Origin of the sequence: Halobacillus litoralis, from assembly GCF_009856355.1 — a bacterium.
GTDB classification, from domain to species: Bacteria; Bacillota; Bacilli; order Bacillales; family Halobacillaceae; genus Halobacillus; species Halobacillus litoralis_B.
In genome coordinates, this window is record NZ_WMEW01000006.1 from 84086 (window position 1) to 97568 (window position 13483).

The window sequence follows — 13483 nt, forward strand, 5'->3', positions numbered from 1 at the left end:
TGTGTGCGGATTCTAGTAAACTTTCTGAAGTTCTCTGTGGGAATAATCGGAATCGGTCTTTTGTTCTTTTATGTGATTCCATATATAGAAAATGAAGCAGGACCTTCCTTTTTGCAGAAAGAGGATGTGCCTATGCCTGAAGCGCTTCACCCTGTCGTTCAGGAAAATAAAGTGGAACTCGTCGACCGTGCCGCGGAGAAGGGGATTGCCGTCGTCATTACAGATGGGCACCGTTCTGTAAGTGAGCAGGATATGCTTTATGAGCAGGGAAGATCCGAGGAGGGAAGTATCGTGACCTATGCGGAAGGCGGGGAGTCCTATCATAATTATGGTCTTGCTATCGATTTTGCGATTGAAACCAAAGACGGTCGTGTCGTCTGGGATATGAATTATGATGGAAATAACAATGGAACATCGGATTGGATGGAAGTTGTGGAAGTGGCTGAAGATCTCGGATTTACATGGGGAGGGGACTGGAAAAACTTCAAGGATTATCCTCATCTTCAGATGGACTTTGGATTGACGATACGGGAACTTCAATACGGAAAGCGTCCGGAAGTCGAGGACTATGCCAAATAAAAGACCGCAGCAGACATAATGTTATGTCTTCACTGCGGTCTTTGTTACTGCTGGAACGTTTCATAGGGTTTGATCATGCCATAAACCGTTTCGATGTACGGAAGGGATAAGCCGACCTCGCTGCCTAGACGAAGGGCTCCGCCGTGCAGATGCTCCACTTCAAGAGGCAGGCCTTTTCTGCGGTCCTGGTGCATGGAAGACGTCATTTCTTCCCCGAGGCTTCGTAGCTTCTCGAAGCCGTTCTGTACGTGTTCATCCGTCAGGTTTATTTGATGGGCACCGGCCAGTTCTTTCATTTCTGAAAGCATCCGTTCGGCAATGCGGAGCGTCTGCGGAAAGCTGCGGACGACACCGATCGGTTGATTGACGGCTGTTGTAATTCCAGAGAACGATGTAATGAACATGTACTTTTTCCACATATCTTCAAGGATATTCGGACTTAATGTTCCTGTCATGTTTGCCTGATTGCAGGCGAGAGCCAGTTCTTCACAGACCGCCTGCTGGGATGGGTGGAGAGGACCGAATACTAAATCATGAAATTCACTCGTTTGAATGACATGTCCTGCATCGTCCAGGGTGGCTATAATGTAGGAAAGTCCTCCGAGAACAGCTTCCTCCCCGAGCTCTTTCTGGAGAATACTGATATGCTCCATACCATTGAGGACAGGAAATACTTTGGCTCCTTTTTGAACAAGGGCTTTCAGCCAGTCCAGCGTTCCGTGCAGGTGATAGCCTTTAACTGCAAGAAAAACTAAATCCGGCTCATGGATTTCCTCTGGACTTCTGGCGATGACTGGAGCGTCGGCTTTGAAGTCCCCCATTTCACTATGTAATTGTAAACCATGCTTCTCCAGCTGTTCGGCACGGCCTTCCCGTACAAGGTTAATCACATCATGGCCGGTTTCCTGCCAGCGCGCCCCGAAATAGGCGCCGAGCGCACCCGCACCTAATACAACGATTTTCATCGACATGCACCTCCGTTACTAATTTGTTTCAGCTACGCGTTCTGTTGTAAAACTGGATGTAACGACGCGGTTCATTTCTACGATATCTTTAATATTGTCATCCAGATAATGGATCATATCATCAAAGCCGACATCTTTCATGACGCTGTGATAGTGCTCCTCGCTTTCAAATACGGACTGACCGAGAAGCAGTTCTTCATTCTCTTCCATTTCAACAAGGTTCAAAAGCCCCATGGACCCCTGTCTACCTGTTAATTCACGTGCGAAGTAAATGTGGTGCTCCAGTGTTCCGTGATTCACAAGGATATCTCCGGACTTTTTAGTGATCTTCAAAAACTTTTCAATATTGGGTTGTTCAACTCTGAAAAAACAAATCACTGTAAACATGTGGTTCCTCCTCTTTATGCTTTTTTATCCAATGCTGTCGAACGACCGGCATCAATCAAAAGGAAAATGGCCGTAACAGAATGGAGAATCCAGCCGAGAACCGGAATCCACCCGAGAGCACTTGTGATCAAGCCGAGCACACTGCCCGCATAGGTCCGTTTATCTCGTACGGCAAATATCAGGGTGATCAAGTGGGCTACAAACATAAAGAGAAGGGCATTCCATCCGCTTCCCACGACAAATAACCCTCCGATGAAGGGAATGGCAAGCAGTGCTTCACATCCTCCGGTCACCCATTTGAATAGTGTTGATAGTTTCATTTTAGCAGTCTCCTTTTCACATGGTCTATCCACTTTTTTTACCTTATAGGAAAATTTAAAACCTTTCAATTCATGGAAAGTGAAAAGAAACTCTTTATTCCTTACTGCCTTATTTCGACAAGAGCAGGGGGAAGTCCTTTATTTACATGGATAAAAACCAAGCCTCCCGGAGGTGATCCGGGAGGCTTGTGTGGATTTTGGAATCTATGCATTTCCGCATTTCAGTTGTCCAGCTCTGCCACCCAGACTCTCGTGACATAAGTCAATCCCTTACGTGAAGAAAGACCACTTCACTGCAGGGGTTGTCTTATGCATGTCGAGTCTATCAGGGTGGCTCCGCATTTCAGTTGTCCAGCTGCAGTGCCCAGGCCCTCGAGGTCATAAGTCAATCACCTCCGTGGAGGAAGGTCACTCCACTGCGCTGCTTGTCTTATGCTTGTCGGGCCTGTCGGGGCACTTCCGCATTTCAGTGATGTCCAGCTCTGCCACCCAGACTCTCGTGACATAAGTCAATCCCTTACGTGAAGAAAGACCACTTCACTGCAGGGGTTGTCTTATGCATGTCGAGTCTATCAGGGTGGCTCCGCATTTCAGTTGTCCAGCTGCAGTGCCCGGGCCCTCGAGGTCATAAGTCAATCATCTCCGTGGAGGAAGGTCACTCCACTGCGCTGCTTGACTTATGCTTGTCGGGCCTGTCGGGGCACTTCCGCATTTCTGTTTTACTTACTGGCTTTTTGTAGTTTCTGGATCATTTTGAGGGAGCGGCCGGTTCCGATGGCTACGGATTCGAGTGGGCTCGGAGCCATGTGGACCGGAACGGAAATTTCGTCGGACAGCCATTCCTGCATGCCGTTGAGGAGAGAGCCGCCTCCTGTAAGGATGACACCATGGTCCACAATGTCTCCGCTCAATTCCGGCGGGCACTCTTCCAGTGTCGCACGGATGGTTTCCAGAAGCTGATCGAGTGATTCCTTCAGGGCCTGCTGGATTTCGGTGGATTTTAGTTCGATGGTTTTTGGCAGCCCTGTGACCATGTCGCGGCCGCGGACTTCCATCGTTTCTTCCGGGTGGTCGATCAAAGCATACCCGATTTCCATTTTGATTTGCTCTGCGGTCCGTTCGCCAATAAGTACATTGTAGGCTTTGCGTACGTATTGGATGATTTCCTCATCCATAACATCTCCACCTGTCCGGATGGATTTGCAGGAAACGACGCCGCCGAAGGAGATTATCGCGACTTCACTTGTTCCACCGCCGATATCCACGACAACGTTTGCAATCGGCTCATCCACAGGAAGGTCAGCTCCGATCGCAGCAGCGATAGGCTCTTCGATCAAGTGCACGTGCTTTGCGCCGTAGCTTTTAACAGCGTTGTGAATAGCGCGGCGTTCAACAGACGTGGATCCGGATGGCGTACAGATCACAACGGTTGGTTTACGCATGGACAGCCCGGATTTTTTGGAAACTTTTTTCAACAGCTCTTTCAACATTTGTGCTGTCATGTCATAGTCGGCAATAACACCATCGCGGAGCGGACGGACGGGGATGATGTTCCGAGGGGTCTTTCCTACCATTTCTTTAGCTTCTTTTCCGACAGCAACGACGTTTTTGGTTTCGGTGTTGTAAGCAACAACAGATGGCTCGTTCAGCAGAATTCCTTTAGACTTGGAATAGATAAGTATGTTTGCAGTACCGAGGTCGATACCGATTTCAGCGTTTGATAACATTTAGACGTACCTCCAAAGATGACAGATTCTCTTATATGTCTTCTCATATCATAGGAGTTTTATGGGGGTTAAACAACAGGAAATTCGTGGCTCTCCTTATAGTAGGAAAGTCTCTGTGACATGTATAATAAGACTATGGATAGATAGAGGAGTTTAATTATGAGATTTTTGAAGCATGAAGAAATTATTAAAAAGTCCGAGCGTATCAATCAATCGTATGAGGTGGACCCGGGATTTTTTGACCAGATTGTCGATGACCTGCTTGATAGTGGAAAAGAGACAGAATCTGTAATTCTGGAAGGCTTTGAGCGGCTTTTGTCGGAAGTGGATCAAGAAATTGAACGCATGGAGGATTTCGCTGCCATGAAACCGAATTGTTTTATGGGGTGTGCATTCTGCTGTTATTTTCCAATTGTCATTACAAAATTAGAGGCGAAACTGCTTTTCAAATCGATTGAGCAGTTTTCCGAAGAACGCAGGGAGAAAATCTTTAAACACTGGGATACGTATTTTCCTGCACAGGAGAAAAAACTTCAGGAGGCTCTTTCTATGGATTATGAGGACCCGGATACGAAGCTGGCCTATAAGCGTTTGAATCTTCCCTGCCCGATGCTTGATCCGGAAACACAGCTCTGCATGGCTTATGAAGTACGTCCGATTCCCTGCCGTACGTACTTGAATTACAGCGACCCTCAGGTGTGTGCGGATCATGACATGCCAAAAGAACCATTCAGTTATGAATTTTTATATTCTTTTTATTTCAGCAGTATCAATGAGCTCATTCAGGCGCTTTATGAGAACGGGGAAGATGTATTTGTAGACTACCCTATGGATGCCTGGCAGTATGATTACCTGCCCGCATGGATCCAAAAATACAGGGAAGGGGAGTTTTATGAAATATAAGCTGTTGTCGTTGAATGTCGGACAGCCGGAAACGTATGAGACCGAAAAGGGTGAGTTGAAGAGCGCGTACCGAAAGAAACCGGTGTCTACTCCTGCTTTTTTATCGTATTTGAATGTTGAGGGAGACGAGCAGGCTGATAAGAAGAATCATGGAGGCAGAGATAAAGCCGTCTGCCTTTATCCTGCCCAGCATTACCGGCATTGGGAAGAGCACTACGGTCAGTCATTTGCGTTTCCATCCTTTGGAGAAAATATAACGGTCGAAGGCGTCTCAGAGAAAGACGTTCATATCGGGGATATTTTCCAGCTTGGAGAAGCTTTGCTGCAAATTTCTGAGCCCCGAAAGCCTTGTTACATCATTGCCCGGACCCATGGGATTAATGATTTCCCCGCTCAGGTCATGAAAAAAGGGTTTACCGGCTTTTATCTGAGGGTTTTGAAAGAAGGGAGGGTCCAGGCCGGAGATTACTTCAGCCTGGTTGAATCTCATCCTGCCGGAGTGACGGTGGATGAAGTGAATCAGCTCCGCTACCACGATAAGGATAATAAGGAGCTTCTTGAGAAAGTCCTGCGTCTGGAGCCTCTGGCAGAAGGGTTGAAAGAGACCTTGAAAAAACGTCTTTAGGAGGGCTTTTATGAATTCGTTTTCCAAACGTGCCCTGGAACTTGCCTGTGAAAATGTAGAGGAAGGCGGGCATCCCTTTGGAGCTGTCCTTGTCTCAGCTGGAGACGTCATCGCCGAAGGCGTAAATGAACTGCACAAACATCCCGATGTGAGTGGTCATGCTGAAATGCTTGCGATCAGACGGGCCCAGCAGAAGAGAGGAGCAGTCGATTTAAGTGACTGTGTCCTTTATGCCAGTGGTGAACCCTGCTCCATGTGTCTGACTGCCATTTATTTCTCCGGCATTCAGACCGTCGTTTATTCTCAGTCTGTGGAGGAAGCGGCAGAGGCGGGGCTTCGTCTTTCCGGTGAGGTCTATGACCAGATTGCCCGGCCGAAGGAATCGCGGAGAATCACCTATGAATACGAGCCGGTAGAGAATGAAAGCTATAATGCGATGCTTCTTTATGCAGAAAAATCAGCAGAACGGGAGCGTTAACGATGGACTATGCACATCTCGTTGAAGAAAAAATCAAGCAGGCTTTGAAAGATGGGGATTTTGACCACCTGCCCGGCCGCGGTAAACCTCTCCACAAGGATGAATTCGCTCATTTGCCGGAGGAAGTAAGGAACAGCTACCGGATCTTAAAGAATGCCAACATGCTCCCGGAGGAAATGGTGTTGAAAAAGGAAATCAGTGAGCTTGAGGATATCCTCGCTGAAGTCAAAGACCCACAGTTATCGGCGCATTATAAAAAGAGGATCACGGAAAAACAACTGCGTTTCGATATCCTTATGGAAAAACGAAAGGGGAGCGGATCGCCCGCTTTTCAACAGTATCAGCGAAAAATCGACAACAAACTTGGGTTTTGATCAGGCAGCCTTTTATTGAAGGCTGCTTTTTTCATTTTTTCGTCTACCCATTCCTCCTTTGGATTATGTATAATAAAAGTGAGTAATCACTCACTTTTATGAAGAAGGAGCGTGAATCAAATGGAAGCTGCCGTGGAAATGAAAGGTATTTCCCATTGGTTTGGAAAAGTGCAGGTCATCCACGATGTAGATCTGAGCGTTGAAAAAGGAGAGATTTTTGGTTTGCTGGGACCTTCCGGATCAGGAAAAACGACGTTGGTTAAAATGATGACCGGACTTCTTCGTCCTTCCAAAGGCGTAGTCCAGTTGAACGGAGAAAAAATGCCGTCTTTGAAACAGTTGAGGCAGTTTGGTTTTATGGCCCAATCGGATGCCCTTTATTCGGAATTAACAGGGAGGGAGAACCTGGATTTTTTCGCCTCCCTGTATGGGATGAGCCGAAAGGATCGGCACTTACGGATGAATCATGTCCTGGATATGGTGGATTTAACGGCTTACGCCTCCCGACCTGTAAACACCTACTCCGGCGGTATGAAAAGGCGGCTGTCTCTGGCGGCGTCCCTCATCCACGAGCCTGAACTGATTATTCTGGATGAACCGACGGTTGGGATCGACCCCGTCCTCAGACAGTCCATTTGGAGCGAGTTGAATAGATTAAGAAACCATGGTGTGACGATTATTGTTACGACGCACGTCATGGATGAAGCAGAAAAATGCGGACACCTGGCCCTGCTGCGTGACGGTAGAATGATGGCTGAAGACATCCCGTCCCAGTTAAAATCAAAGCTGGGAGTCTCTTCTATTGAAGAGGTCTTTCTGCATTACGGGGGAGGGGCCCGGGCATGAACACAGCAGCTGTTGTAAAACGGATCCTCAAGCAGTTCCACCGTGATAAAAGGAGTGTAGCTTTAATGGTTGCTGCACCATTGCTGGTGCTGACTCTTATGTGGCTGGTCCTTGACACAGAGACCTCAGCGGTAAAGCTTGCCGCTGTCGACGTGCCTGCCCAGGTGGTGGAGTCCATAGAAACAGAGGGAATAACAGTTACAGTTATGGATGAAGCGGAGGCTGAAGAGAAACTGAACGAGGCTGAGATCGGGGGGGTGCTTCAATGGGAGGACGGGGCACCTTTTGTAATACTTGAAGGCAGTGACCCCAACACCTCCGGGACCATTAGAAGCACGCTTCAGAAGCAGTTATCGGAGCAGAACGCCTCAATGGAATGGGAATACTGGAACGGTTCCTCTGAATTAGGCCTGTTTGATTATGTTGGACCCGCACTGATTGGTTTTTTTGTTTTCTTCTTTGTTTTTATCGTCGGCGGGGTTTCCTTTCTCCGTGAACGGACGCAGGGGACGTTGGAGCGTCTATTGGCATCGCCGGTCCGTCGAAGTGAGATTGTCTTCGGATATTTAGGAGGGTTTGGTTTGTTTACCGTTGTCCAGTCCATCATTATTGCTGCTTATTCCATTTATGTTCTGGATGTATTTATGGCAGGGAACTTTTTATATGTTCTACTCGTTACGATCCTGATGGCGTTGACCGCTTTGAGTCTGGGCACCCTCGTATCGACGTTTGCCGGGAATGAGTTTCAAATGATTCAGTTTATCCCGCTGGTTATTGTTCCGCAGGTCTTTTTCTCCGGTTTGTTTCCGACCGAGGGGCTGGCAGAGTGGGTTCAGGTTGTCGGGAATCTGATGCCGCTGACTTATGGTGCAGAAGCGTTGAGGGATATTATGTTAAGAGGATCCTCCTTTGAATCCTTTCAGGTGGAGGTTTATATCCTGCTTGGATTTACCACTCTCTTTACGGTATTGAATATAGCTGCTCTTAAAAAACACCGGCCGCTGTAGCGCGGTGAAATAAAACGTAGGAGGAAGAAGATGAATGATTTGAAAGATATGATGAGAGCCTTGGAGCAGGAGGATGGAGAGGAAAAAAATCTGACCCCTAAACAAGCGCAGATTCTCAAGGCCGCTGTCGAGATTTTTGCCGAAAAAGGGTATGCTTCTTCATCGACGAGCGAAATTGCGGCAAGGGCCAATGTAGCCGAGGGCACGATCTTCAGACACTATAAAACCAAGAAAGACCTGCTGATTTCGATTGTAACGCCCTTCATGGCGAAGTTCATGGTTCCTTTTTTTGCCGCCCGATTTACCAGGAGGGTTTTTGATGAACCGCCGGAGGAGTTCAGAAGTCTGCTGAGTACCATTTTGAAGGACAGGTTTGCATTCGCCGCAGAAAATGCACCTCTTTTGAGGATTGTGCTTCAGGAAATGGCTTTTCACCCAGAACTGCAGCAGAGATTTCAGGATGTTTTTATCAAAGACGTATACCCGAAATTTGAAGCTGCGCTTGATCGTTTGAAGCAGGGCGGGCAGGTGGTGGACAAACCGAACAGTACCATCATACGGATGATCATGTCTGCTGTTATGGGGTTTCTCATTACGCGGTTCATCCTTTCTCCTGATCTGGATTGGGATGACGAGCGGGAGATTGAAGAAACAGTCGCTTTCATCATGTACGGTCTCGCAGAAAAATAAAGTGAACCGGGGTGTGTTTTCACGAGATCAGGGAAACCTTTATACTGGAAAATAAAGGAGGGTGCAGCCGATGTGTGGAAGGTACACGCTGTTAGCTGAAGAAGCGGAGATTCTGAAAGAGTTTGGGATTTCCCAGTCCATTGACGGGTACGAGCCGAGATATAACATTGCCCCCGGGCAGCAGGTGCTGGCTGTGATTCATGATGGGAAAGAAAAACGGGCCGGTTATATGAAATGGGGGCTCGTTCCCTCCTGGGCGAAAGATCCTAAAATCGGCTATAAGATGATTAACGCCAGAAGTGAAACCGCTCATGAGAAACCAAGTTATAGAAAACTGATGAGCAGAAAGCGCTGCCTGATTGCCGCGGATAGTTTTTATGAATGGAAACAAACAGAAAGTGGGAAGCAGCCGCTGCGGATCCAAACGGAGAACCGACCTTTGTTTGCTTTTGCCGGCTTATGGGACCAGTGGAAGGGGGACGATGCTCCATTGTATACGTGTACGATACTTACAAGGGAAGCCAATGAGGATGTGGCTCCTGTTCATGATCGTATGCCCGTCATCCTTCCTCGGGATCGTCAGGATGACTGGATCACACCCGTACAGTGGGAAGCCCGGCAGGCCAAGGATTACCTGGACGAGCTGACGATGGATGAACTTACGATGTATGAAGTCAGTACACATGTGAATTCAGCCAAAAATGAAGATGAAGCGTGCATCCGGCCGCTGGCATAAAAACGAAATTGTATCTGTTTCAGATTACAGGCTGTAGAAGAATGGATCATCCTGGGGGGGAAGGTGGTTACGATCGCGTTGTGTTGTTCCCGCAGGCGTCATCACCGATGCTCCTTGTGATCTTATCAACTGATAATTGGAAAGAAGTCATAAGTGGTATGAAACAAGCTGCATGGCTCATGACAACGGATAAAAATGTAGACGTACCGGCGGTGTCTGCTTACGAAGGCGGGAAGCATTGAGCTTGGCCCCGGTCCCCGATGAGAGAAGGAAAGAGGGGCTTTTCGGTTCTGGAGTTCCGGGAAGCATGAGTTTTTCTACAAACTGAAACCCGGAGCAGCATCTGCTCCGGGTTTCAAGTTGTTGAGAAAGTATCGCTGATCGTATGACGTGTCTGAGATCTTTGGTGAAAGACATGCGTCACGGGAAAGGCTGATCATTCAGCCCCGGATCGATTATCCAACCTGCCGCTGTTCTTTTTCCTGTTGTTTTTCCTGCTTGGCTACTTTCAGGAACTTGTTTGTTTCGGCCGCTACGACTCCGGATAACAGGAGCAGGCCGATCAAGTTCGGGAAGGCCATTAACCCGTTCATCACATCAGCGAACACCCAGACTGTGCTCAGCTGTGAAACAGCCCCGACAAGGACAAAGGCTACAAAGACGATTTTATATAAGCCGATAAAGCGTTGGTTTGTTAAATAACCGAAACACTTCTCGCCATAATAGGACCAGCCTACAATGGTGGAGAAAGCGAAGAAAATCAAGCCGATGGTGACGATGTAGGAGCCGAATTCACCTAAAAACAGCTCAAAGGAGGCAGAGGTCAGGTCTGCTCCGTCAAGTCCACCCTGGTACTGTCCGGCCATGACTATGGTTAACCCAGTCAATGTACAAACGATAATCGTGTCGATAAAGACCTGTGTCATGGATACAAGAGCCTGACGTCCGGCATAGTCGGTTCTTGCTGCAGCAGCTGCAATGGGTGCAGATCCAAGTCCGGCTTCGTTGGAGAATACGCCCCGGGCAACCCCGTAACGAATCACGCTTCCGAGAATACCGCCGCCTACGGCATTAGCTGTGAAGGCATCCGAGAAGATGGTCCCAAAGGCCGGCAGGATCAAATCGGCATTAAGCACAAGAATAATTAAGGCCCCTATTACATAAAAAACGGCCATAACTGGAACGAACAAGGCTGTGACACGCCCAATACTCTTGATTCCCCCGAGGAGAACCAGTCCCGCGAGAAGCGTCAGTACAATTCCCGTCACCCATGGAGAGATGTTGAAGGTCCCCTCAACAACGTCTGAAACGGAGTTGGACTGCACCATATTTCCGATTCCAAATGCAGCGACGGCCCCGAAGAGGGCAAATAAAATGCCGAGCGGTTTTCCGAGCCATTTGGTTTTTAAGCCGCGGGACAGATAGTACATGGGTCCGCCGGACATCTGTCCGTCTTTTCCTTCAATTCGATATTTGACGGCAAGAACGGCTTCTGCATATTTCGTCGCCATTCCGAAGACCGCTGTAATCCACATCCAGAAAACGGCTCCCGGTCCGCCAAGCACGACTGCTGTCGCCACCCCGGCAATGTTCCCGGTACCGATCGTTGCCGCAAGCGCGGTCGTCAAAGCCTGATAGTGGGAAATATCCCCTTTTTCACCCGGCTTTTTCTTTTTGTCCGGTTTAAAAGCGAGCCTCAGTGCATAAGGCAGTGTTTTAAACTGGAGAAAACCGAGGCGTAAAGTCAAGTAAACCCCTGTCCCTACCAGCAGAACCAGCAGGACGGGGCCCCAGACCAGACCACTCAGTTCACTTAAAAAACTATGAAGTGCACTCTGTTCTCCCATTGTCATCCCCCTTAAAGATAAAAAAGATAAAAACATTCCATGTATAAAATATTCCGAAAATTCAGAGCGTCTGTCAACCTCTTTTTATAAAATGGTGTCGAAAAGCGGTTCGATAGATGACAAAAAGGGAATGTAATGGGAGAATATTTGCACCAGGCAGGATTATGTGTCACCTTATAGAATTAGTACAGTTAGAAATACTATGATGGAGGAACCAACATGATACGAGTTTTATTTGTTTGTCTCGGCAACATCTGCCGGTCGCCGATGGCTGAAGCTGTCTTCAGGAATCTGGTGGAAAAAGAAAACCTCAGTGGTCGGATATCTGTAGATTCCGCAGGGACCGGTCACTGGCATACAGGTTCCCAGCCTCATGAAGGAACACGGGAGATTTTAGATAAGAACGATGTGACCTATGAAGGCATGACCGCGCGTCAGGTCAGGGAGACGGACTGGGATGAGTTCGACTACCTTGTTGCCATGGACCAGAAAAATCTTCAGGATCTTCACAGCATCCGGCAGAAAGATGGAGTCACTGTGACCAAGCTGATGGACTATTTACCGCAGTTGGATGTGGATGAAGTGCCCGACCCGTACTACACAGGGAATTTTGATTACGTTTATGACCTTGTCCAGCAGGGATGTGCCGAACTGCTGGCCTCGATAAAAAAAGAATATAAACTTTGAGGAGGAAGAAACATGGGACAGACATTATGGAAGGGTATTCTGATCGGCGCTGCTGCAGGTGCTGCAGCAGCCCTGATTGATAAAGATACACGCACAATGGTGGGGCAGAAATCGAAAGCGGCTGGTTCCAAATGCCGTGAGATTGCTGCGAGTCCGTCAGAAGCTGTTCATTCTCTGCGCCTGAGCTACGAGTCGTTTTCCAAACAGCTGAATAAAGGAGTCGAAGATCTTCTTGAATTATTAGACAAGGCGGAGAGTATGCTAAACAAAGTAGGAGAAATCAATCAGGAGGTCAAAGACCAGTTAAGAGCTGCGGATAATTCCGACAACGCTTCCTGATGCCAGGAGTGATGGAATATCATGAAAGTCATCAAGAATTTCTTCCGGGAGCTCTTCACCCGGTTTGGGGAGGATGATGTAGGCGGGATGGCTGCCCAGCTGGCCTACTTCTTTTTGTTATCATTATTTCCGTTTATGATATTCCTGCTCACGCTTTTAGGGTATCTACATATTGATGAAGAGCGTATCCTTACTTTCGTGAGTGCATATGCTCCGGCAGATACGTTTGATATGATCACAGAAAATGTGACCTCGCTTTTCTCAGATGAAAATGGAAGCCTCTTGTCCATTGGACTTGCAGGTACGCTGTGGGCAGCCTCGAATGGGGTCAATGCCATTATGCGTGCCTTTAACAGAGCTCACAGCGTGAAGGAAAGTCGTTCCTTTATCGTTTCAAGGATGCTGGCTATCGTTTTAACCATCGCTATGGTGATCGTCATTGCCATTGCTTTTCTTCTGCCGGTGGCGGGTCAGGCGATCGGTGTTTATTTGTTTTCTTATTTCGGCTTATCCGAAAGCTTTATCGGGTTATGGAATGGACTGCGCTGGGTCATTTCCTCGATCATTTTTTATGTCGTCCTTTCTTTCCTTTATGTAACGGCCCCGAATAAGCGGTTGAAATACAGGGATACGGTAGGAGGGGCTGTTTTTGCTACGATCAGCTGGCAGCTTGTTTCTCTGCTGTTTTCCTTTTATGTGAGCAATCTGGGGAATTTCTCTGCGATGTATGGCAGCCTTGGCGGGGTGATTGTCCTGATGATCTGGCTTTATCTTTCGGGAATTGTGATCATTCTCGGCGGTGAGATCAATGCCATGGCCTACCACCGCAGGACCGAGGATACGTGGGGATGAAAAAAGCTGCCGGGCATAAGCCCGGCAGCTTTTTTCAGTAGGTATATATTGTTCGTGATCGTTTCGCTTCAAGATCAGGTCAATGATGGATAGCACGGAAAGTGTCCAAGAGGGGGCCTCA

Annotated in this window: 18 protein-coding genes; 13 read left to right on the top strand and 5 right to left on the bottom strand. The window is 47.9% G+C overall.

The window, feature by feature from the left end; translation table 11 throughout:
* The first annotated feature begins 3 nt into the window (after nucleotides 1-3).
* A complete protein-coding gene (locus GLV97_RS10370) occupies nucleotides 4-579 on the top strand; it encodes a M15 family metallopeptidase (protein WP_373562384.1) in 576 nt (191 codons plus the stop codon).
* A gap of 44 nt (nucleotides 580-623) precedes the next feature.
* On the opposite strand, the gene GLV97_RS10375 is transcribed toward GLV97_RS10370, so the two are convergent.
* From GLV97_RS10375 to mreBH, 4 genes are all read right to left on the bottom strand, one after another.
* Entirely contained in the window at nucleotides 624-1544 is a 921-nt protein-coding gene (locus GLV97_RS10375) for a ketopantoate reductase family protein (RefSeq protein WP_160889624.1), read from the bottom strand.
* Between the two features lie 18 nt (nucleotides 1545-1562).
* Nucleotides 1563-1931 (bottom strand): DUF1428 family protein, encoded by a 369-nt coding sequence (locus GLV97_RS10380; protein WP_160838893.1) that lies wholly within the window; start codon nucleotides 1929-1931, stop codon nucleotides 1563-1565.
* Nucleotides 1932-1945: 14 nt separating this feature from the next.
* Complete coding sequence (locus GLV97_RS10385; RefSeq protein ID WP_160838891.1) at nucleotides 1946-2251, bottom strand: hypothetical protein; 306 nt, start codon at nucleotides 2249-2251, stop codon at nucleotides 1946-1948.
* A 719-nt stretch (nucleotides 2252-2970) separates the two neighbouring features.
* Nucleotides 2971-3978 (bottom strand): rod-share determining protein MreBH, encoded by a 1008-nt coding sequence (gene mreBH / locus GLV97_RS10390; protein ID WP_160838889.1) that lies wholly within the window; start codon nucleotides 3976-3978, stop codon nucleotides 2971-2973.
* 159 nt (nucleotides 3979-4137) lie between these two features.
* Here mreBH and GLV97_RS10395 point away from each other — a divergent pair, with 159 nt between their 5' ends.
* The 9 genes from GLV97_RS10395 to GLV97_RS10435 all read left to right on the top strand — a co-directional run bounded on the left by GLV97_RS10395 (nucleotide 4138) and on the right by GLV97_RS10435 (nucleotide 9879).
* Nucleotides 4138-4881, top strand: a complete 744-nt coding sequence (locus GLV97_RS10395) for a YkgJ family cysteine cluster protein (protein WP_160889625.1) — start codon at nucleotides 4138-4140, stop codon at nucleotides 4879-4881.
* On the top strand, nucleotides 4871-5506 hold the full coding sequence (locus tag GLV97_RS10400) for an MOSC domain-containing protein (protein ID WP_160889626.1): 636 nt from the start codon (nucleotides 4871-4873) through the stop codon (nucleotides 5504-5506). The genes GLV97_RS10395 and GLV97_RS10400 overlap by 11 nt, the downstream gene beginning before the upstream one ends.
* Nucleotides 5507-5516: 10 nt before the next feature.
* Nucleotides 5517-5984, top strand: a complete 468-nt coding sequence (locus GLV97_RS10405; protein WP_160841446.1) for a nucleoside deaminase — start codon at nucleotides 5517-5519, stop codon at nucleotides 5982-5984.
* Nucleotides 5985-5986: 2 nt separating this feature from the next.
* Nucleotides 5987-6358, top strand: a complete 372-nt coding sequence (locus GLV97_RS10410; protein ID WP_160889627.1) for a DUF1992 domain-containing protein — start codon at nucleotides 5987-5989, stop codon at nucleotides 6356-6358.
* Between the two features lie 120 nt (nucleotides 6359-6478).
* The gene (locus tag GLV97_RS10415) at nucleotides 6479-7204 is read left to right on the top strand and encodes an ABC transporter ATP-binding protein (protein ID WP_160889681.1); all 726 of its coding nucleotides are present in this window, start codon (nucleotides 6479-6481) and stop codon (nucleotides 7202-7204) included.
* A complete protein-coding gene (locus GLV97_RS10420; RefSeq protein WP_160841448.1) occupies nucleotides 7201-8211 on the top strand; it encodes an ABC transporter permease in 1011 nt (336 codons plus the stop codon). Before GLV97_RS10415 ends, GLV97_RS10420 begins: the two co-directional genes overlap by 4 nt.
* A gap of 30 nt (nucleotides 8212-8241) precedes the next feature.
* The gene (locus tag GLV97_RS10425; protein WP_160841449.1) at nucleotides 8242-8901 is read left to right on the top strand and encodes a TetR/AcrR family transcriptional regulator; all 660 of its coding nucleotides are present in this window, start codon (nucleotides 8242-8244) and stop codon (nucleotides 8899-8901) included.
* A 70-nt stretch (nucleotides 8902-8971) separates the two neighbouring features.
* Nucleotides 8972-9637, top strand: coding sequence for an SOS response-associated peptidase (locus tag GLV97_RS10430; protein WP_160889628.1), 666 nt, complete (start codon nucleotides 8972-8974; stop codon nucleotides 9635-9637).
* A 41-nt stretch (nucleotides 9638-9678) separates the two neighbouring features.
* Nucleotides 9679-9879 carry a hypothetical protein gene (locus GLV97_RS10435; RefSeq protein ID WP_160889629.1) on the top strand — a complete coding sequence of 67 codons (201 nt, stop codon included), beginning with the start codon at nucleotides 9679-9681 and terminating at the stop codon, nucleotides 9877-9879.
* A gap of 213 nt (nucleotides 9880-10092) precedes the next feature.
* On the opposite strand, the gene GLV97_RS10440 is transcribed toward GLV97_RS10435, so the two are convergent.
* Nucleotides 10093-11484: an alanine/glycine:cation symporter family protein gene (locus GLV97_RS10440; RefSeq protein WP_160838875.1), complete on the bottom strand. Its 1392-nt coding sequence runs from the start codon at nucleotides 11482-11484 to the stop codon at nucleotides 10093-10095.
* A 219-nt stretch (nucleotides 11485-11703) separates the two neighbouring features.
* On the opposite strand from GLV97_RS10440, the gene GLV97_RS10445 reads away from it, so the two are divergent.
* From GLV97_RS10445 to GLV97_RS10455, 3 genes are read left to right on the top strand one after another with little or no spacing between them, the layout of a single operon-like run.
* Complete coding sequence (locus GLV97_RS10445) at nucleotides 11704-12171, top strand: low molecular weight protein-tyrosine-phosphatase (RefSeq protein WP_160838873.1); 468 nt, start codon at nucleotides 11704-11706, stop codon at nucleotides 12169-12171.
* 12 nt (nucleotides 12172-12183) lie between these two features.
* On the top strand, nucleotides 12184-12510 hold the full coding sequence (locus GLV97_RS10450; protein ID WP_160838871.1) for a YtxH domain-containing protein: 327 nt from the start codon (nucleotides 12184-12186) through the stop codon (nucleotides 12508-12510).
* Nucleotides 12511-12531: 21 nt separating this feature from the next.
* A complete protein-coding gene (locus tag GLV97_RS10455; protein ID WP_160838869.1) occupies nucleotides 12532-13362 on the top strand; it encodes a YihY/virulence factor BrkB family protein in 831 nt (276 codons plus the stop codon).
* Nucleotides 13363-13483 lie beyond the last annotated feature (121 nt).